15 protein-coding genes are annotated in these 18,315 nt (G+C 70.8%); 8 read left to right on the forward strand and 7 right to left on the reverse strand.

What is annotated here, in order from left to right:
- A complete protein-coding gene (locus tag Ate02nite_RS02440; RefSeq protein ID WP_203798171.1) occupies positions 1-1,878 on the forward strand; it encodes a S8 family peptidase in 1,878 nt (625 codons plus the stop codon).
- Here Ate02nite_RS02440 and Ate02nite_RS02445 read toward each other — a convergent pair.
- Entirely contained in the window at positions 1,847-2,566 is a 720-nt protein-coding gene (locus Ate02nite_RS02445; RefSeq protein ID WP_203798174.1) for a hypothetical protein, read from the reverse strand. The two genes, Ate02nite_RS02440 and Ate02nite_RS02445, sit on opposite strands and share 32 nt — an antisense overlap.
- 124 nt (positions 2,567-2,690) lie before the next feature.
- Between Ate02nite_RS02445 and Ate02nite_RS02450 the strand changes: the two genes are divergently transcribed.
- From Ate02nite_RS02450 to Ate02nite_RS02465, 4 genes are read left to right on the forward strand one after another with little or no spacing between them, the layout of a single operon-like run.
- Complete coding sequence (locus Ate02nite_RS02450; RefSeq protein WP_203798177.1) at positions 2,691-3,290, forward strand: sulfite oxidase-like oxidoreductase; 600 nt, start codon at positions 2,691-2,693, stop codon at positions 3,288-3,290.
- Positions 3,260-3,991, forward strand: a complete 732-nt coding sequence (locus Ate02nite_RS02455) for a ferredoxin reductase (RefSeq protein ID WP_203798179.1) — start codon at positions 3,260-3,262, stop codon at positions 3,989-3,991. Before Ate02nite_RS02450 ends, Ate02nite_RS02455 begins: the two co-directional genes overlap by 31 nt.
- The gene (locus Ate02nite_RS02460; protein WP_203798181.1) at positions 3,988-4,251 is read left to right on the forward strand and encodes a DUF6510 family protein; all 264 of its coding nucleotides are present in this window, start codon (positions 3,988-3,990) and stop codon (positions 4,249-4,251) included. Before Ate02nite_RS02455 ends, Ate02nite_RS02460 begins: the two co-directional genes overlap by 4 nt.
- 43 nt (positions 4,252-4,294) lie before the next feature.
- Positions 4,295-6,004, forward strand: coding sequence for a HelD family protein (locus Ate02nite_RS02465; protein ID WP_203798183.1), 1,710 nt, complete (start codon positions 4,295-4,297; stop codon positions 6,002-6,004).
- Here Ate02nite_RS02465 and Ate02nite_RS02470 read toward each other — a convergent pair.
- On the reverse strand, positions 6,001-6,369 hold the full coding sequence (locus tag Ate02nite_RS02470) for a hypothetical protein (protein WP_203798185.1): 369 nt from the start codon (positions 6,367-6,369) through the stop codon (positions 6,001-6,003). The two genes, Ate02nite_RS02465 and Ate02nite_RS02470, sit on opposite strands and share 4 nt — an antisense overlap.
- Before the next feature lie 155 nt (positions 6,370-6,524).
- Here Ate02nite_RS02470 and Ate02nite_RS02475 point away from each other — a divergent pair, with 155 nt between their 5' ends.
- From Ate02nite_RS02475 to Ate02nite_RS02485, 3 genes are read left to right on the forward strand one after another with little or no spacing between them, the layout of a single operon-like run.
- A complete protein-coding gene (locus Ate02nite_RS02475) occupies positions 6,525-7,316 on the forward strand; it encodes an SGNH/GDSL hydrolase family protein (RefSeq protein ID WP_203798187.1) in 792 nt (263 codons plus the stop codon).
- A gap of 60 nt (positions 7,317-7,376) precedes the next feature.
- Positions 7,377-7,709: a PLD nuclease N-terminal domain-containing protein gene (locus tag Ate02nite_RS02480; RefSeq protein ID WP_203798189.1), complete on the forward strand. Its 333-nt coding sequence runs from the start codon at positions 7,377-7,379 to the stop codon at positions 7,707-7,709.
- Positions 7,710-7,727: 18 nt separating this feature from the next.
- Positions 7,728-8,744: an SAM-dependent methyltransferase gene (locus Ate02nite_RS02485; protein WP_203798190.1), complete on the forward strand. Its 1,017-nt coding sequence runs from the start codon at positions 7,728-7,730 to the stop codon at positions 8,742-8,744.
- Here the strand turns inward: Ate02nite_RS02485 and Ate02nite_RS02490 are convergent.
- From Ate02nite_RS02490 to Ate02nite_RS02510, 5 genes are read right to left on the reverse strand one after another with little or no spacing between them, the layout of a single operon-like run.
- The gene (locus Ate02nite_RS02490; protein WP_203798192.1) at positions 8,741-10,414 is read right to left on the reverse strand and encodes an acyl-CoA dehydrogenase family protein; all 1,674 of its coding nucleotides are present in this window, start codon (positions 10,412-10,414) and stop codon (positions 8,741-8,743) included. The two genes, Ate02nite_RS02485 and Ate02nite_RS02490, sit on opposite strands and share 4 nt — an antisense overlap.
- The gene (locus tag Ate02nite_RS02495; protein WP_203798193.1) at positions 10,411-10,962 is read right to left on the reverse strand and encodes a PadR family transcriptional regulator; all 552 of its coding nucleotides are present in this window, start codon (positions 10,960-10,962) and stop codon (positions 10,411-10,413) included. The genes Ate02nite_RS02490 and Ate02nite_RS02495 overlap by 4 nt, the downstream gene beginning before the upstream one ends.
- A 45-nt stretch (positions 10,963-11,007) precedes the next feature.
- Positions 11,008-11,970, reverse strand: coding sequence for a methylenetetrahydrofolate reductase (locus Ate02nite_RS02500; protein WP_203798195.1), 963 nt, complete (start codon positions 11,968-11,970; stop codon positions 11,008-11,010).
- The gene (locus Ate02nite_RS02505; protein ID WP_203798196.1) at positions 11,963-12,880 is read right to left on the reverse strand and encodes a carbohydrate kinase family protein; all 918 of its coding nucleotides are present in this window, start codon (positions 12,878-12,880) and stop codon (positions 11,963-11,965) included. The genes Ate02nite_RS02500 and Ate02nite_RS02505 overlap by 8 nt, the downstream gene beginning before the upstream one ends.
- Complete coding sequence (locus Ate02nite_RS02510; RefSeq protein ID WP_203798198.1) at positions 12,877-18,300, reverse strand: ATP-binding protein; 5,424 nt, start codon at positions 18,298-18,300, stop codon at positions 12,877-12,879. The genes Ate02nite_RS02505 and Ate02nite_RS02510 overlap by 4 nt, the downstream gene beginning before the upstream one ends.
- Positions 18,301-18,315: the final 15 nt, after the last annotated feature.

Raw genomic sequence — 18,315 nt, forward strand, 5'->3', positions numbered from 1 at the left:
ATGGCGAAGCGAATGCTGCGGTACGGCGTGGGCGCACTGGCGATCGGAACGCTGGCGGGTGCGGCGGTGCTGCCGGTCGGCAGCGCCCAGGAACCAGCCGCCCGCGCGCTGCGCCCGGCAGCCCCCAGCCCGGCGCCCACCGCCGGTGCGGCGGCCCGCAATCTACGAGTCGCGCCGGAGAAGCTGGTGCCTCGGAAGGTGTCGGCCGCACGTCCGGCCCGGATCGTCACGACCACGGTCGGCCGGGACGGCCGGCCGGTCATCTCGGTGCACACGGCCACCGACAGCGCGAACGCCGTGGCCCTCGTACGCCGCGCGCAGCGCACCGAGGGCGCGGCCGGTGTCGAACTGGACGTCCCGGTGGTGGCGGCCGAGGCGCCGGGCGGCAGCGATCCCTACCGCTTCTACCAGTGGGATCTCGACACCGTCCGGGCTCCGGCGGCCTGGGCCCGGACGACCGGCGCCGGTGTCACCGTCGCCGTGCTGGACAGCGGCGTCGACGCCGGCCACCCCGACCTGGCCGGCCAGGTGCTGCCCGGCGCCGACCTGACCGACGGCACCGAGGGTCCGTCGCACGACGTGCACGGCCACGGCACGCACGTCGCCGGCACGATCGCGGCGGCCACCGGCAACGGAACCGGCGTCGCCGGTATCGCCCCGGACGTCAAGATCCTGCCGGTCCGCGTCCTCGGGGACACCGGTGCCGGCTACATGTCGGTGGCCGCCCAGGGCGTCATCTGGGCCGCCGACCACGGCGCCGACGTGATCAACCTGTCGATCAGCGGCGCCACCGAGGAACAGTCGATGACGTACGCGATCGCGTACGCCCGCAGCCGGAACGTCGTGGTCGTCGCGGCCGCCGGCAACGACCGCCAGAAGGGCAACCCGGTCAGCTTCCCGGGCGCCTCACCGGGTGTGATCGCGGTGGCGGCCACCGGCCAGGGCGATGCCGTGGCGCCGTTCTCGACGGCTGGTGCCTATGTGGACATTGCCGCCCCGGGTGCCGGCATCGTGAGCACCTACCCCGGAAACCGTTACGTCGGCATGAACGGCACCTCGATGGCGACACCGCACATCGCCGCCGCGGCGGCGCTGCTCCGCTCGGTCGACCGCACCCTCAACCCGGACCAGATCGAGGCGGCCCTCGAGTCGTCCGCCGTGGACCTGGGCGCGCCGGGACGCGACGACGACTACGGTCACGGCCGGCTCGACATCGTGGCCGCGCTCGACAAGGCAACGACCCCGGAGCCGGCCCCGGCTGACCCCACGCCGACCGAGCCGACGCCGACGCCCACCCAGACCGAAGAGCCCGAGCAGGACGTGATCGACGCTGGGGAGACCGAGCGCCAGGCCGAGTTCGGCGAGTCCACGACCACGTCGTTCACCGTCACCTCGGCGGCCGACCCGGTCGCCGGCCGGGAGGTCGACGTCTGTCTCTCGGTCGACGACGCCGACTTCACCTGCACCCGGGAGGTCACCGCCGCGGACGGCACCGTCACCCGGGACCAGCCCGCCACCGCGCCGTTCCGGGTGCGGCTCGCGATCCCCGGCACCGAGACCACCGCGACCGTCTCCTACCGGGTGCGCGCCCACGTGACGCTCAGCGCGGACGGACACGGCGCGATCACGGTCTCGATCGACGGGCTGGACGGGCAACGCGCGGTGCTGCAGAGCTCGGACGGAACGTACTGGTCGACGGTGGGGACCTTCCCGGCCGCGAGCCAGGTCCGGATCGGCGGCCTCACCCCGGACACCCGCTACCGGGTGGTGCTGCCGATGACGCGGCGTTTCGTCGGCGTGATCAGCGAGACCGTGCAGCTCGGCGTCATCAGCGAGACCGTGCAGCTCAGCCCAGCGACGCCCATTCCCGGTCAATGACCTTGACGCTGGTCGCGGTGGACGGGTGCCCGCCGTGGTCCACCAGGATCGTCGCCACGCTCTTGGTCGCCGAGGTGCGCCAGCAGAGCAGCAGGTTCGGCTGACGGGCCGGCTTGGCGTTCTCGCTGAAGTGCAGGTCCTGCGTGCATTCGGCGTCGCCCACCGGCCGGCCACCGTTGGCCGCCCACAGCAGTTCCCGGTGCCCGGTCAGGTCGAATCGGGCGGTGATGATGCGCAGCGTCCCGTTCGGCAGGCGCTCCTCGCGCTCGGTGACCAGGCTGGGCTCCTCGCCCGCGGCGGTCAGTGCGGGCTGCACCGGGGCCCCGGCCCGCTCGGCCGCCTCCCGGGCGGCCCGGATCTCGTCCGCCGGCAGCATCGGCATCGAGGCCGACGCCGCCGGGCTGATCGAGTGCTTGACCGCGCTCTTGGTGGCGACCACCGCCGAAGCGGCCGGCGAGGCTGACGGCGACGGCGTCTCCGGCACGAACGCGTCCGCCTCGCCGGTCGAGGTGACGGTCGGTCCGGCGGCGTCGGTGGTCACCGTGCTGTTGCGGTGGTCGATGATCTGGGCGGTGACGACGTACGCCCCGGCGCCGAGCACCGCGCCCAGCCCGACCACGCCGACCGCGAGTTGCTTGCGGCGCTGGACTTTGCGGCGGTTGACGGCCGAGGACTCGTAATCGCTCATCTCCCAATGGTTCCAAAGGATCGGATAAATCGCGCTAAAACGGCGAAGCGGCGCGATCAGCCTCACCAAGATCATTTAAGAACAGGCTGCCGCTGGAAATGATCATGCGGTTTACTCAGGAACCATGGGCATCATCTCCCGAGGGTTCGGCGGCCGGCGACGCGAGTCGGTCCCCGGGCTGCCACCCGGTCAATATCTGACTCACGACTTCCCGGTGCTCAGCGCCGGCCCGACGCCACGCATCCCGCTCGACCGGTGGAGCTTCACGGTCGCCACCGAGACCGGCGAGAAGAAGAAGTGGAACTGGCAGGAATTCACGGCCCTCGAGAGCGAGGACGTGACCGTCGACATCCACTGCGTCACGAAATGGTCGAAGCTCGGCACAACCTGGCGCGGCGTCGCTCTGGACACACTGCTCGCCGACGTCGAGACTGCTGCCGACTACACGATGGTGCACAGCTTCGGCGGCTACACCACGAACGTACCGATGGAAGATCTGCTGGACGGAAAAGCGTGGATCGCCTATAAGTTCGACGGCGAGGATCTTGAGCCGGAGCACGGTGGGCCGGCCCGCATGCTGATCCCACACCTGTACTTCTGGAAGTCGGCGAAATGGGTCAACGGCCTGACGCTGATGAACGACGATGAGCCCGGCTTCTGGGAAGCGGCCGGCTACCACATGTACGGAGACCCATGGCTCGAGCAGCGTTACCAGGGCGACTGACCTGGCGGGCGGCCACCCTGGTCGGCGAGCGGCGGGAAACGCCGTCGGCGCGGACCCTCGTGCTCGACGTGCCGGACTGGCCGGGCCACCTCGCCGGGCAGCACGTCGACGTCCGGCTGACGGCGCCGGACGGCTACAGCGCGCAGCGAAGTTACTCGATCGCTTCCGCCTGGGACGACAAAACCGTCGAATTGACCATCCAGCGCGTCGAGGACGGCGAGGTCTCGCCCTATCTCATCGACGACCTCCAAGTGGGTGACCAGCTCGAACTACGCGGGCCGGTCGGCGGCTGGTTCGTCTGGCGAGAGAAACAGACGGCGCCGGTACTCCTGCTGGCGGGCGGTTCCGGGGTGGTCCCGCTGATGGCGATGATCCGCGCCCGGGGCACGGCCAAGGGCAAACAGCCGTTCCGGCTGATCTATTCGGTGCGCACGCCGGAGGATGCCTGTTACGCCCAGGAGCTTTCCCGGCGCGTACGGGATGAGCCTGGTCTTGATGTGCATTTCGTCTACACCCGGGTCAGTCCGCGCAAGAGGATCGACGTGGCCACGATCAACAGCTACGGTTGGCCCGCCGACTTCACCCCGGACTGCTACGTCTGCGGTCCGACCACATTCGTCGAGGCCGCCGCCGACATTCTGGTGGCTCTCGGCCATGACCCCAAGCGCATCCGCACGGAACGCTTCGGAGGCACGTCATGAACCCTCTGGACGGCAACGCCATGGCCGGTGACCTCCGGGAGCTCTTCACGGTCGACGTGACCGCGGCGCACTACACGTGTGCCGGCTGCGGTCACGCCGACGCGGTCGGGGCCCTGATCCTGTGGGGGCAGGAAATGGGCCACGTGGGCCGCTGCCCCACCTGCGAAGACGTTGTCCTGCGCGTGGTCACCGCTCCCGACCGGGTCTTTCTCGACCTGCGCGGGTCGGTCCGCCTCGAGCTCCCCCGCACGGGCTCCTGAGCCGGCCGGCCCGATGTTCCGCCCCGCCGACCCGGGCGTTCCGGTGGATGACGATCTGCTGGCCGTGCTGGGCCGGGACAGCTCCGCGACCGGTCCCGACCTGGTGGCCACGATCCGGGCTGCCCAGGACGAGGTGGTCGGCACCGCGCTCGACCGCGTCCTGATCGTTCAGGGCGGTCCGGGCACCGGCAAGACGATGACGGCGCTGCGCCGGGTGGCCTGGCTGCTCGACGAGGGTCTGCTCGACGACGCCGAGACGCTGGTGGTGGGCCCGTCCGAGGCGTTCTCCCGGTTCACCGACGACGTACTGACCGGCTGGGGTTACGACCGGGTGGTGCATCGCTCGGTGCGCGGGCTGCTGCACTCGGCCGACGGCGTACGCGAGGACGCGCCGAAGGTCTCCCGGCTCAAGGGTGAGTCCCGGATGGCAGGCCTGTTGAAGCGGGCCTTCGAGGAATACCGGAACCGCACCCCCGACGAGCTGCCGTCCTCGATCGAGGTGAGCGGCGAGACGGTGAAGCTCAATCCGGTCTCGCTGCGCCAGGTGATCGACACCGCGCGGGCCAGCGAGGCACCGCCCGGCGATCGGCGCCGCATCCTGCGCGCGGTGCTGGTCGCCGCGACCCAGGACCCCCGGCAGATCCTGGAGGCGGCCGACCTGCTGGCCGACCGGCTGTGGCCGCCGCTGGAACCGGAGCGGTTCCTGCGCGACCTGTTCGGTTCGCGCACGCTTCTGGCCGCGGCGTCCGGCGGCGAGTTCACCGACCGGGAGGTCGCGTCGCTGTACCGCTCGGCCGACGAGGACGGCTGGAGCGACGCCGACCTGCCGCTGCTCGACGAGGCCGGGCACCTGATCGGGGACGGGCCGAAGGGCTTCGTGCACGTGGTGGTCGACGAGGCGCAGGACCTCTCGCCGATGCAGTTGCGGGCGATCGCCCGGCGGTCGCGCGACGGTTCGATGACGGTGGTCGGTGACATCGCCCAGTCGACCGGCCTGTGGGCTCGCGACGACTGGCACGACCTAGTGGCGCAGTTGCCGTCGAAGATCCCGCACGAGCACCGGGAACTGCGGTTCGGTTACCGCATCCCGCGGCAGATCTTCGATCTGGCCGCGGAGCTGCTGCCGATGGCCGCGCCGAGCGTGCCGGCGCCCACCGCCGTACGCGACGGGACGTCCGACCCGGTGATCGTGCCGACCGGTCCGGCGACCCGGGCCGCCCTGGTGGCCGCGGCCGCCGCCGAGCACGCCGACCGGGGCCGCTCGGTGGCCGTGGTGTGCCCGGCCCGCTGCCGCGAGGAGGTCGAGGCGGCGCTGGACGAGGAGGGCCTGCCCTGGCACCCGGCCGGCGAGGACGAGCCCGGCGGCGCCGGGGTCGCGCTGCTAGCCCCGCACGAGGCCAAGGGCCTGGAGTTCGACGCGACGGTGGTGGTCGAGCCGGGACACATCCTGGACGACGACCCGCGCGGGCACCGGCTGCTGTACATCGCGCTGACCCGGGCCACCGGCTACCTGCACCTGATCGGCGCGGCCGACGACCTGCCGGTCGAGTTCCCGCCCCCGCCTCCGGTGGCGGCGGCCGAGATCCCCGCGCCCCGGCCGAGAGAACCCGAGCCGGAGCTGGACCCGGCGGTGCGGGAGTCGATCGACATGGTGGTGCAGTCGCTGGCCGAGACGCTGCTGGCGACGCTCACCCCGGAGTTGTGGCCGGTGGCGATGCGCCGCCTGGAAGCGCTGATCAACCCCGAGCTCTAGCCCAGCCGGCCGCGGATACGCTGCCCGAGCGAGGGTGACGGACGGGGAACCGGGCGCGGCGTGGACGGCCGGGAGCGCCCGACCGGGCGGTCGTAATCGGCGGTGGCGATGGCCTCGATGATCTGACCGTCACCGAAGTTCTCCGAGTCGGGGATCGAGGCGACGTAGCCCACCAGGATCCCGTTGCGCATGATCTGGGCTTCGAGTCCGGCTGTGCCGTCGTTGTCCCAGATGGCCTCGCGCCCGTCCGGGAGGACCACCCGGATGCCGTACTGCGTGATGCCGGCCTGCGGCAGCTTGACGTGGGCGAAGACGTTGCGAGTGCGGAGTGTTTCGACGACCCGGCGTGCCCGTTCTTCTTCCATGCTCAGACGGTAATGCGATCAACTGTGCGAACCCTGAAAGCGTACTCGGCCGTACCGATAAATACATGACGTTCTATTTATCGGCGCGCGAGCCTACCGTTCGGTAACCGGAGCGCTTCGGCTTTCTGTCCCCCACCAGGACCGGAGGCCACCCGATGAGCAGGCGCAACCTCGTCCTCGCCAGTCTCGTCAGCACCACGATGCTCACTCTCGGCGTCGCTGCCCCCGCCGCCGCGGCATCCACCATCGACTATGTCGCGCTGGGCGACTCGTACTCCTCGGGCGTCGGCGCGCCCGGGCAGGTCGGCACGTGCTCGCGCAGCCCGAACGGCTACCCCGGCCAGTGGGTCAGCCGCAACGCCCCCAAGTCGTTCACCGACCTGACCTGCGGCGGCGCCGTAACCGGCGACGTCCTGTCGACCCAGGCCCCGGCCATCCCGAGCGGGACCGACCTGATCAGCATCACCATCGGCGGCAACGACGCGGGCTTCGCGCCGACCGTGCTGACCTGCCAGTTCGCCAGCGACGCGACGTGCGCCGCCACCGTCGCGGACGCGATCGACGACATCACCACGACCCTGCCCGCGAAGCTGGACTCCAGCTACGCGGCGATCAAGGCGAAGGCCCCGGCCGCGAAGATCGTGGTCCTCGGCTATCCCCTGCTGTTCGACACCGCGTCGTCGTCCTGCGGTCTCACCGGGATGAGCCTGGCCAAGCGCCGGGTGCTCAACTCCGGTGCCGGGGTGCTCGACGACCTGATCCGCGATCGGGTGGCGGCGGCCGGACTGACCTGGTCCGACGTCCGCGACGAGTTCGCCGGCCACGGGATCTGCGCGGCCTCGGCCTGGCTCAACGGCCTGACCGTGATCCCCGCGCAGAATTCCTTCCACCCGACCAAGACCGGTTACACGAGCGGCTATCTGCCGGCCTTCACCGGCGCAATCTAGAACCTTTTTGCACCTTTTTCGGGACCACGGGATCCTCCCAGCTTTGGGAGGATCTCCGCCATGGTTCGTCTCTACTCGCTGTTCGTGCTCCTGGACCTCGCGCTGCTCGTGGTCGCCCTGATCGACTGCCTCTCCGCCGAGGAGTCGTCGATCCGGGCGCTGCCGCGAGTGGCGTGGGTGTTCGTCATCCTGCTGTTCTCGCCGATCGGCGCGATCGCCTGGTTCGTCGCCGGCCGGCCGGCCCCGCCGGTGCGGCTGAGCAACGGCACGGTCTGGCGCCCGGGCAACGGTTTCCCGGAAGACCAGCGTCCGGGCCGGCGCTCGAGCGCCCCCGACGACGACCCGGAATTCCTGCGCAGCCTGTCCGACAAGCTGCGGGCAGACCCGGAATAGAGCGGGCACGATGAGCGGGTGACCAACGGCTCGCCCTATCTGCTCTTTCCGTCGATGGGTGAATATCCCGCCTACGACGACCGGGTCTACGACGCCTTCGACGCCGCCGACGACCGGCATCGCGCTTACCGCGATGCCGTCCGGGCGGCCGCGCACGGCCGGGTGGTGGTCGACATCGGCACCGGCCGGGACGCGTTGTGGGCGGTCGAGGCCGCCCACGCCGGGGCCCGGCACGTCTATGCGATCGAGGCCGACCGGTCCACCGCCGACCGGGCGGCGGACGCGGTCGCGATGGCCGGCCTGAGCGACCGGGTCACGGTGCTGCCGGGTCTTTCCACCGAGACCACCCTTCCGGTACGGGCGGAGGTCTGCGTCTCCGAGATCGTCGGCAACATCGCGTCCGCCGAGGGTGCGATCGCGGTCCTCAATGACGCTCGCGCCCGGCTCTGCACCCAGGACTGCGTCTGGATCCCGTTCCGCATCCAGACCTGGGCCGCCGCTGTCGACCTGACCGAGCACGACCTGCCTTTGGCCGACGAGACGCGGCCCTACCTGCATCGCGTCTTCGAGGCCGCCGGCGCACCCTTCGACCTGCGCCTCTGCCTCGGCGGGCCGGCCGCCGACGCGATCATCTCGACGATGGTTCCGGTCGAGTCGATCGTCTTCGCCGCCGACGACCCGCCACCCGCGCCGGACGAGCTCGGCACCGCCGACCTGCGGATCGGCGTGGGCACCGCGCTCATGTCCGGGATTCTCCTGTGGACCAGGGTGGCCGCCGAATCGCGCGGCGGCCGCGAGGTGGACGCCCTGAGCGGCGGAACCCGGGCCTGGGCGCCGATCTACGCGCCCTTCCCCGAGCCGGTCCCGGTCAGCTGCGGCGACCACTTCCCGGTCAGCTTCGACCGGCGCACCAGCGACGACGGCGTGCACCCCGACTACGAACTACAGGTCGGTGAGCTGGAGACCTGGCGCAGCCCGCACCACGGCGGGCCCTTCCGGGCCACGCCGCTCCACCGCCGGTTGTTCCCGGCCTAAGGCTTCATCTCGTAGGCGCCGACCAGGGAAAGGACCTGCTGCCAGACCGCTTCGGTACGGGACTCGTCGGCCACCGGGCGGCGGATGTGCGCGAGAGCCCAGGCCGCCTGCTCGTCGGTGGTGGCGGTCTTGCCGTGCAGCTCGGTCGCGTACTCGGAGAAGTCCCGGACCAGGACCGCGAAAATCTCGTCGAGAAGGGCGTCGTCGACGCCGCCCTTTTCCAGGATCAGCTGGCCGTAGACGATCAGCGCGAACAGGTGCCCGACGGCGAGCAGGAAGTCCAGGTCACTGTGCTGCTCCTTGGCCACCGACAGCTGGCAGAAACCGTCGGCCTGCTCCCGGAAGACGGCCACGTTCGGCAGATGCGCGAATTGGTCGTAGGCGATGCGCCAGTCGTGGAACTGAATCGCGCCGAGCCCGCGAGCCGGCCCCTGCCGGAACAGGAACTCGTCGTCAGCCGCGTCCTGCCGGGTCGGCACCTCGGCGTACTCCACCGGATGGAAAAGGTAATTGGGCATGAACTTGAGGATCAGCGCGAGGTTGACGTGTACGGTGCCCTCAAGCTTGGGCAGGCCACGGATGTCCATGGCCGCCTTGTCGAAATAGGTGTCCTTCTCGAAACCCTTGGCCGCGATGACGTCCCACATCAGGTCGATGACCTTCTCGCCCTCGGTGGTGACCTTCATCTTCGTCATCGGGTTGAACAGCAGATAACGGCGGTCGTCCGGGCCGGCCGACCGGAAATAGTCCACGGCGCGGTCGCTGAAGAGCTTCATGCCAACCAGCCGGACGTACGCGTCGGAAAGCTCCCGCCGCACGTGCGCGAAGGCGGTGACCGGCTTGCCGTACAGCATCCGGCGGTGGGCGTGGGTGACCGCCTCGTACATGGCGTGCTCGCAGATGCCGATCGCGGCCGTACACAAATTGAATTTGCCGACATTGACGGTGTTGAGCGCGGCGTCGAAGGCGCCCGTCCCGGCGTGCAGGATGTCCTGCTCGCGCACCGGGTAGTCGCGCAGCTCGAAGGTGCTCACATACATCTGCTTGTTCACCACGTTGTCGATCAGGTGGTAATTGTCGTGCCGGCTGTCGGCGGCGAAGAACACGTAGCCGTCCGGCGTCTTGCCGAACACCGACACCAGCCCGGCGACGTTGCCGTTGCCGATGTAGTACTTGGTGCCATTGGCTTTCCAGCCGCCACCGTCCACCGGCGTGAGCACCATGTCGGTGGCGTAGATGTCGGCGCCATGACCCCGCTCGGACAACGCGAACGCCATCACGTGCCCGTCGGCGAGCAGATTCGCCGCGCGTTTCCGGGCCTCCTGATTGGCGCTCTGCCACACCGGGCCGAGGCCGAGCACGGTGACCTGCCACGTGTACCAGTAGTCGAGCCCGTAAAAGCCGAGGATCTCGCTGAGCGCCGCGTTACGCGCCGTGTCCCAGCGCTTGTCCGGGTCGCCACCGCCGTCAATCGCCGGCGTCATGAACGTCGCGAACAGCCCTTCCTTGGCCGCGAAGTCGAGAAAGTCCGAGTACCACGCCCGGTCGAGATAGCTGGCCATGAGCGCTTTCTTGCCGCGCTCCTCGAAGAAGTCGACGGTCGCCCGAAGCAACCGCCGGGACTCGTCATCGAGATGCGTGGGGTCATAGGTACGCGGATTGAGAATCACGGCAAACCTTTCAAGAGCGTTTCGAGTACGTCGTCGAGCCAGTCGAGCAGCATCCGCTCATAGGCGATCCCGCCGCGCAGCACGACGTGCTGGAGTCGCTGCCCGGTGTCCAGGTCCTCGCCGGCCGGAAAGTCCCGCTGCTCACCGGCGAGGTAGCGGTCCAGGGTCTCCTCGTGCCCGGCGCGATAGCGGCGCACCTCGTCGACCAGCCGCGCCCGCCCGGCCGCGTCGTCGAACGCCGCCCCGCGAATCTTGACGGCCAGATCGTGCCGCACCGCCTCCGGTTGCACCGGCTCGCGCAGCCACTCGGTCAGCACCGCCCGGCCGGCCTCGGCCACCTGGTAGGACCGCTTGTCGGGCCGCCCGTCCTGACCGACCTCGTGCCCGGTAACCAAGCCGTCGGTCTCCATACGCTTCAAGACCCGGTAGATCTGCTGGTGGGTGGCCGTCCAGAACCGCCCGATGGACCGCTCGAAGCGCCGGGCCAACTCATACCCCGACCCCGGCTGCTCCAGCAGCGAAACCAGAATCGCATGCTCCAGCGCCACACCCTGGAGTCTGCTATGCAACGAGTTGCATAGCAAGAGTGCGGCCTAAGCTCGGATCACGGGAGAACTGAGCCGGCGCAGCGCGGCGACCTCGGTGGCCAGCTCGGCCGCGGCCTCGATCTCGGCTTTGCGGATCGACACGCTTTCGATGTTGAACCCGTGCGGCACGCCGAGGTCCTCGCAGAAGCCGGCGAGGTCCCGGGCGATGTGCAGCACGTGCCGGAAGGACTCCCCCAGCGGGTCGCCGGCGTGGCTGATCGACTGCTGCAGCCACCGGGGCACTTCGACGCCCAGCCAGCGGAGGAACTCCAGCGTCTTCAGCGATCCGCACAGCGACAGCGTGAAGATCACGGTGCGGGGTTCGATTCCACGCGTCCGGCACTCGTGGGCGTAGTCGGAGATGAGGTTCTTGGTAGCGGCGATGTCGTAGATGACCTGTGACACGAAGAAGTCGCAGCCGAGGTCCTGTTTGGCGAGCATGCGCAGGTGCTCGTCCTGGCGTCGGGCGTGGCGCTCGCTGATCGCGACCGCGCCCGTCACCAGGTCCGGGTTGAGCTCGCGGCGCAGCTCGTGGGCGCGACGCAGCCCGGTGCGAACCGCCTTGTCGCCGGACGACGGGCCGACGAAGACGCTGAGCACCCGGTTCGGGTCGGCGTGCGTCAGCCACGTCCGCAGTTCCTGTTCGTCGTACTTACCGACGCACCGGTAGATGATCGACTGCCGGTCCCAGCCGCCGAAGAACTCCGCGTGGTAGCGGCCCGGATCGAGCGTCGGAAGATAGGGGAACGGGCGCTCGGCCGCATTGCGGTCGGCCTCGTCGTCGAGGTCGTAGAGGATCAGCCCGTCGAGGTCGAGAGCGGTGAGGCGTTCCAGGGTCACGGCGGCGATCTCCCGGATCCGGTCCTCGCTCTCGCTGCGTCTCGGCGGCGTGAGGCTGAACAGCAGCACGCCGGAACGCCGCCGGCGCAGCGCTGTCCGCAACGTTTGGGCCGCCACCAGGTCAGACATGGTCCGGCCCGCCCAGGCCGCGCGGGTCGTACGTCTGCGTGCCGGGTTGCGCGAGGCACAGCGTGGCCACCTGGCATCCGAGCTCGGCCGCGGCGAACGGGCTCAGCCCCCGGGCCGTGCCGATGAGGAACCCGGCCCGGAAGGCGTCCCCGCTGCCGGTCGGATCGATCACCCGGTCGACCGGCACGGCGGGGACCGTCGACGTGCCGAGACGGTCGGTGAGGCGTACGCCCTTGGCCCCCAGCGTGGTGACCGCCAGGCCGACCAGCTCGGTCAGCTGCCGGTCGGAGAGATCGGTCCGGTCCAGGAGCAGGTCGTACTCATACTCGTTGGTGAACAGGTAGGCGGCGCCGGTGATGAACTCACGGACCTCGGCTGCCGTCATGGTGGCCAGTTGCTGCGAAGGGTCCGCGGCGAACCGCCATCCACGGTCGCGGCACACCGCGGCGTGCCGGAGCATCGCGCCGGGCATGTCCGGGCCGATCAGGACCAGTGTCGGCCGATGGCGGTCACCGATCGGGGCCAGGTCGATGCTTTCGCTCTCGCTCATCGCCCCGGGGTAGAAGGTGGCGATCTGGCACAGCTCGCGGTCGGTGGTGCAGACGAACCGGGCGGTGTGCGCGGTCGCGCTGGTCAGCACGCCGGCGCAGTCGACGCCGCTGGCCTCCAGCCAGCCGCGATACTCGACGTCGAAGTCGGCGCCGACCGCACCGACCAGGACAGTGCGGCCACCCAGCCGGGCGATGCCGTAGGCGATGTTGGCGGCCACTCCGCCGCGGTGCACTGTCAGTTCGTCGGCCAGGAACGACAGCGAGATGGCGGACAGGCTCTCGGGCAGGATCTGCTCGGCGAAACTGCCGGGGAACGTCATCAGGTGGTCGGTGGCGATGGAGCCGCTGACGAGGATCATGTGGTGGTTCCCTTCAGGGACGACTCGATCGCCCGGATCACGCGGGGACGCAGTTCCGCGGGGCTGATCACGGCGTCGACCGAGCCGACCCGCACCGCGCGGCGGATGTCGTGCCGGCGGTCGAACTCGGCGGCGACCTCGCCGAGTTTCTCCGCCCGGACGGTGGACCGGATACCGGCAAGTTCTGCGTTCAGGGCGGCGCGTTCGGTGCCGGGGGCCGCGGCGACCCGGGCCTGGAGATCGGCCACCCGGGGGTCGGCCCCGGTGCGGTGGTCGACCTCGCCGGAGAAGACCACGGCCGCGGCCGGCGCTCCGCCGAGCACCGAGGCGAACGATCCCTCCAGCGCCAGCACGGTCATGGCCGGGTTGAGGGCCTTGGAGAAGACCACGAAGGCGCCGCCGTGGTAGCGGGAGATCACGACGAAGACGATCGGCCCGCGGAAGTTGACGATGGCCCGGCCGATCTCCGCCCCGTACTCCAACTGCAGTTTGCGCATGGATTCCGGCGATCCGTCGAAGCCCGACAGATTGGCCAGCACCACCAGCGGCCGATTGCCGGAGGCTGCGTTGATCGCGCGAGCGGCCTTCTTCGACGACTGGGGGAAGAGCGTGCCCGCGGTCCAGCTGTCCGGGCCGTCGGTGGGCGGGAATCCACGCCGGGGCAGCGGACGTGACTCGATGCCGAGCAGGCAGACCGGAATACCGCCGAGGTGCACGTCCTGCACCGCTGCCGTCTCGGCGTCGGCCATGCCCGCCCAGCGTTCGAGCGCGGGACGGTCCTGGTCGGAGAGCGCGCGCATGACCGTACGGATGTCGAAGGGCTTCTTGCGTTCGGGGTTGTGCTCGGCTGAGAAGATCTGGCCGACGGTGGTGAAGTCGCTGCCTTCGGCGGAATGCGGGAAGACGGACACGTCGCGATCGGACGGATCGTCGGTCACGGCCCGGCGTGGTGCGGTCTCCCCCGGTACGACGTACGTGTGGTCGTAGTGGGCCATAACCACCTCGCGGGCCGCGGACAGCGTGGGCGCCCAATACTGCGCCTGCCCGTTGGGGCCCATCACCCGGTCGTACCCGCCGATGCCGAAGTTGTCCTCGGCCGACACGCCGCCGGAGAAGTCCAGGGACCGCTTGCCGGTGAGGACCATCGCGGAGTCGGGCGTCATCACCAGGATGCCCCGGGTGTGCATGAGCATGGTCGCCTCGGCGTTCCAGTACGGCTGGGCGCCCACGTTGATCCCGGCCACCACCACGTTGATCTCGCCGCCGGCCTGGGTGAACTCGACGATGCGCTTGAGTGCCGCGGCGACCCAGTCCATGTTCTCGGTGCCGGAGGTCATCGAGATGCGGGCGCCGGCCGAGAGCGCGAACCACTCCACCGGCACGCGCATCCAGGCGGCCAGGTCGAGGGCGGCGATCACCCGGGCGCATTCCGCCTCGGACAGCGCGCCGAGCGCCTTGGTCGGATCGCCCAGCAGGACCACCCGGGTCAGGCCGTCCGGATGCCGCGCCGTCGGGGTGGAGGCGACCCCGGCCACGATCGCCGCGGTGTTGCGTCCCCGCGGCCGCTCGACCGGCACGAGCACGCCGTACTCGTCGAGGTCGTACTCGGTGAAGCGGCCCGCCGGCCCGGTGAGCAGGCCGATCAGCTCGTACGGGTAGACGGTTCCGCGGCTACGGGAGCGCAGCACGCTGAGCCGGTAGTCGTCGAGGGGCCGGACCGGCTCGCCCGGCGGGGTGCCGATGCCGAGCTGTGGTTCGCCGGTCGCGTCGAACCGCACCCGGACCGCGATCGGCTCGAGCTCGCCCGTCGCCGGGTCGCGGCGGCGGCCGATCAGCAGGATCTCCTCGAGGTCGGCGCCGGCGGCCTCCGGCAGGAGCCGGGCGGCGATGGTGTCGATATCGGCCCGGGTGAGGTCGCTGGCCGGCCACACGTAGACCACGATGTGGTTGGTGGGGAAACGCGCCTTCGACGGGCGGCGCGCCAGGGCGCGGCGGATCGAGTCGAGGCAGGCGCCGAGCGTGCCCTCGACGGTGGGCAGGGCGACCAGCCGCCGGTCGGCGTCGCGCAGCGGGGTGAGGTCGCGGACCTGGGCGAAGGCGACCAGCCTGTCGTCGGCCGGGTTCTCCCGGGCCACGGCGCGGAACAGGTAGACCTCCTCGTCGGCGGACGGCAACCGGGTCAGGTCGAACGCGCTCAGCCGGGACAGCCGCATCCGCTGGGCGATGAACGGGTGCAGACCGCGGATCAGGCGGTCCTCGGCCATGCCGTTCTCGCCACGGCGGTAGGTGACGTGCTGGTGCGTCACCGCTCCCCGGCGGCCGGCGATCGTCGTCGTGATCCGGCGCACCGAGTCCGGCAGCGGGTGCCGGCCGATCACCTCCTGGACCGCGGCCGCCGTCTCGTCGAAGTCGGCTGGTTGTCCCTCCCAGGCCACGTAGACGTCGGCGTGCACCGCACCGGCCCGGGCGGCGAGCTCGGCGACGCCCCGCACCGCGCGGTCCAGCCGGTCGAACCGTACCGCCGTGGTGACCACGCTCGAGCCGCCGCGGTCGGCCACCACGAAGGCGCAGCCGGCGACCTCGCGGTGGCGTACGCCGGTCAGGCCCTTGTTGCCGTAGTAGCGGCGGGTGAGCACCTCGAGCATCACCTCGTGGCCGGACTCCCGGCGGGCCAGCCGTTGGCCGAGCAGCCGGACCAGCGGTTCGGTGCTGCGGACCATGGCGGCGACGCGGGCGGCGCGATCCGGCGCGTCCGGGTGCGCGTCGAGGTGGCGCAGGTGACCGCGCACCTCGGCGTAGACCCGGGCCCGGTTGCGGCGCAGCAACGGCTGCGCGAACCAGGCGAACACCACGGCGCGGGCGAGGTCGGTGATGGCCGGAAAGCGGTGCCGGGCCACCTTCACCAGCCGTTCCAGAACCGCGCCGATCGGCTCGTGCAACGCGGTGTCCGGCGGCGGCTCGCTCAGCCAGGCGCGCAGCAGCGCGGCGACGACGGCGGCGCCGTCCGAGGCACGTTGCCGGGCCAGGAAGATGCGGAACACCGCCGCCTCGAGCTGCGGTGTTCGCTCGAGGCCGGTGACCCCGTAGTGCTCGAGCACCGCGGCCAGCCGATCCTGGAACGACGGCGGCACTCCGGCCCGGTCGACGTCCAGGCACTGCAGGTAGGTGTGGAAGCACTCGCTGGCCGGGCGGTCGCGGCTCAGCTCGGCGAGGTCGGCGAAAACGAGGAGAAGGTCCACCTCCTCCACCAGCGGACGCCGATCGTCCGCGGTCGCGGCCGCCCGCGCGGTCAGATAGCCGGCCAGCGCCGCGTTCTCGTCGTGCGGGTCGGCGTCGAAGCCGAGCAACCGGCCGCGCAGGTCCTCCTGGCCGCGCCGGAGGGGTTCGGCCGGCGTGGCCGGGGCCGGCAGCTCGAGATCGGCCAGGGCGGTGTCGCCCGCCTGGGCGGTGGTGGTGGCGCCGATCGGTTCCAGCCGCAGCAACGGCGCTCCGGACTCGACCTGGTCACCCACCAGCACGGCGCATTCCTTGACCCGGGCCGCGAACGGCGCCCGGATCACCGTTTCCATCTTCATGCTCTCCAGCACCAGCACGGCGGCGCCGGACTCGACCTCGGCCTCCACCGCGACGGGCGTGGCCACGACGATGGCCGGGCCGGGAGCGCGCACGACGCCGCCCTCGTCCCGGCTGATCCGATGGGCCACACCGTTCACCTCGACGGTGTACGCGACCCCCTCGATGGCGGCCAGCACGCGATAGCGGACACCGTTGACCCGTAGGTGCGCGGTGTACCGGTCGAACCGGTCGAGCTCGACGTCGGCCTGGTGACGGCCGACACCGACGCGGAAGCGGTGGGGTCCCACCCGGGCCACCCGTACCTGGTAGCCGACGCCGCGCAGTTTCAGATCGACGGGCCGGCCGCCGACGTGGTGAGCCTGGGGGCGACCGCCGGACGCGGTGGACAGCAGACGGTGCCGGCCGGCGCTCTCCTCCCCCTCGTAGGCCCCGATGGCGGCCGCGATGAGCGCGACCGCCGAGTGACGGCGTGCGACCAGCCGGCCTTCGCCCCGGACCCGGTCGATCCAGCCGGTGTCGGCACTGGCGTCGATCACCTCGCTCTGGTCGAGCAGGTCCAGGACGAAGCTCTTGTTGGTGGCGCCACCGTCGATGATCACGGTGGTCTGCGCCATCGCGCGGCGGAGTCGGCCGAGCGCCTCGTCGCGGTCCTGGCCGTACGCAATGATCTTGGCGATCATCGAGTCGAAGTCGCCGGGGATGACGTCGCCCTCGCTGACGCCCGTGTCGACCCGGATGCCCGGGCCGGCCGGGAGGTCGAGCCGGACGATCCGGCCGGGCGAGGGAGCGAAATCGCGGTCCGGATCCTCGGCGTTGAGGCGGGCCTCGATGGCATGTCCCCGCTCGGCGGGCGGCCGCCCGTGCAGCCGTTCCCCGGCGGCTATCCGCAGCTGCGCCTGCACGAGGTCGAAGCCGGTGGTCGCCTCGGTGATCGGGTGCTCGACCTGGAGCCGGGTGTTGACCTCCAGGAACGCGAAGCTCCGGGTACCCGGGTGGTACAGGAACTCGACGGTGGCCGCGCTCCGGTAGCCGACCCGGACGGCCAGCCGCTCGGCCGCCGCCTTCAACTCGGCGATCTGATCGCCGCCGAGCACCGGCGAGGCCGACTCCTCGATCACCTTCTGGTTGCGCCGCTGTACCGAGCAGTCGCGGACGCCCAGCGCCCAGGCCGTTCCCCGGCCGTCGGCGATCACCTGAACCTCGACGTGCCGGGCGCCCGTCACGAGCCGTTCCAGGAAGACGACGCCGCTACCGAACGCGCGGACCGCCTCCTGACTCGTGCGCTCGTAGGCCTCGCCGAGCTCCGCGGAGTCGCGGACCACCCGGATGCCCCGGCCGCCGCCACCGGCCGTCGCCTTGAGCATCAGCGGGTAGCCGATCCGCGCGGCCATGGTCAGCGCATCGTCCAGCGTCTCGACAGGGCCGCGACTCCACGGCGCGACCGGCACGCCGACCTCCTCGGCGAGGAGCTTGGCGCCGATCTTGTCACCGAGCCGGCGCATGGCCTCGGCGTCCGGACCGACGAAGGTGACGCCGATGCGCTCGCAGAGCTCGGCGAACGCCGGATCCTCGGCGACGAAACCCCAGCCGACCCACGCGGCGTCGGCCCGGGTCTCCACGAGCGCGCGTTCGAGCACCTTCAGATCCAGATACGGCCGCGCCGTGGCCGCTCCGAGGTCGTACGCGATGTCGGCCTCCCGCACGAAGGTGGCGGCCCGGTCGACATCCGTGTGCAGGGCGATGACCTGGATGTCGGCCGAGGTCCGGGCGGCGAGTTCGCGGACGGCGTGGATCAGCCGCATGGCGGCTTCCCCACGGTTGACGATGGCGATGCGCTCGAACACCTGCGTCACTCCCCC

The sequence above is a fragment of the Paractinoplanes tereljensis genome (assembly GCF_016862435.1).
Classification (GTDB): domain Bacteria; phylum Actinomycetota; class Actinomycetes; order Mycobacteriales; family Micromonosporaceae; genus Actinoplanes; species Actinoplanes tereljensis.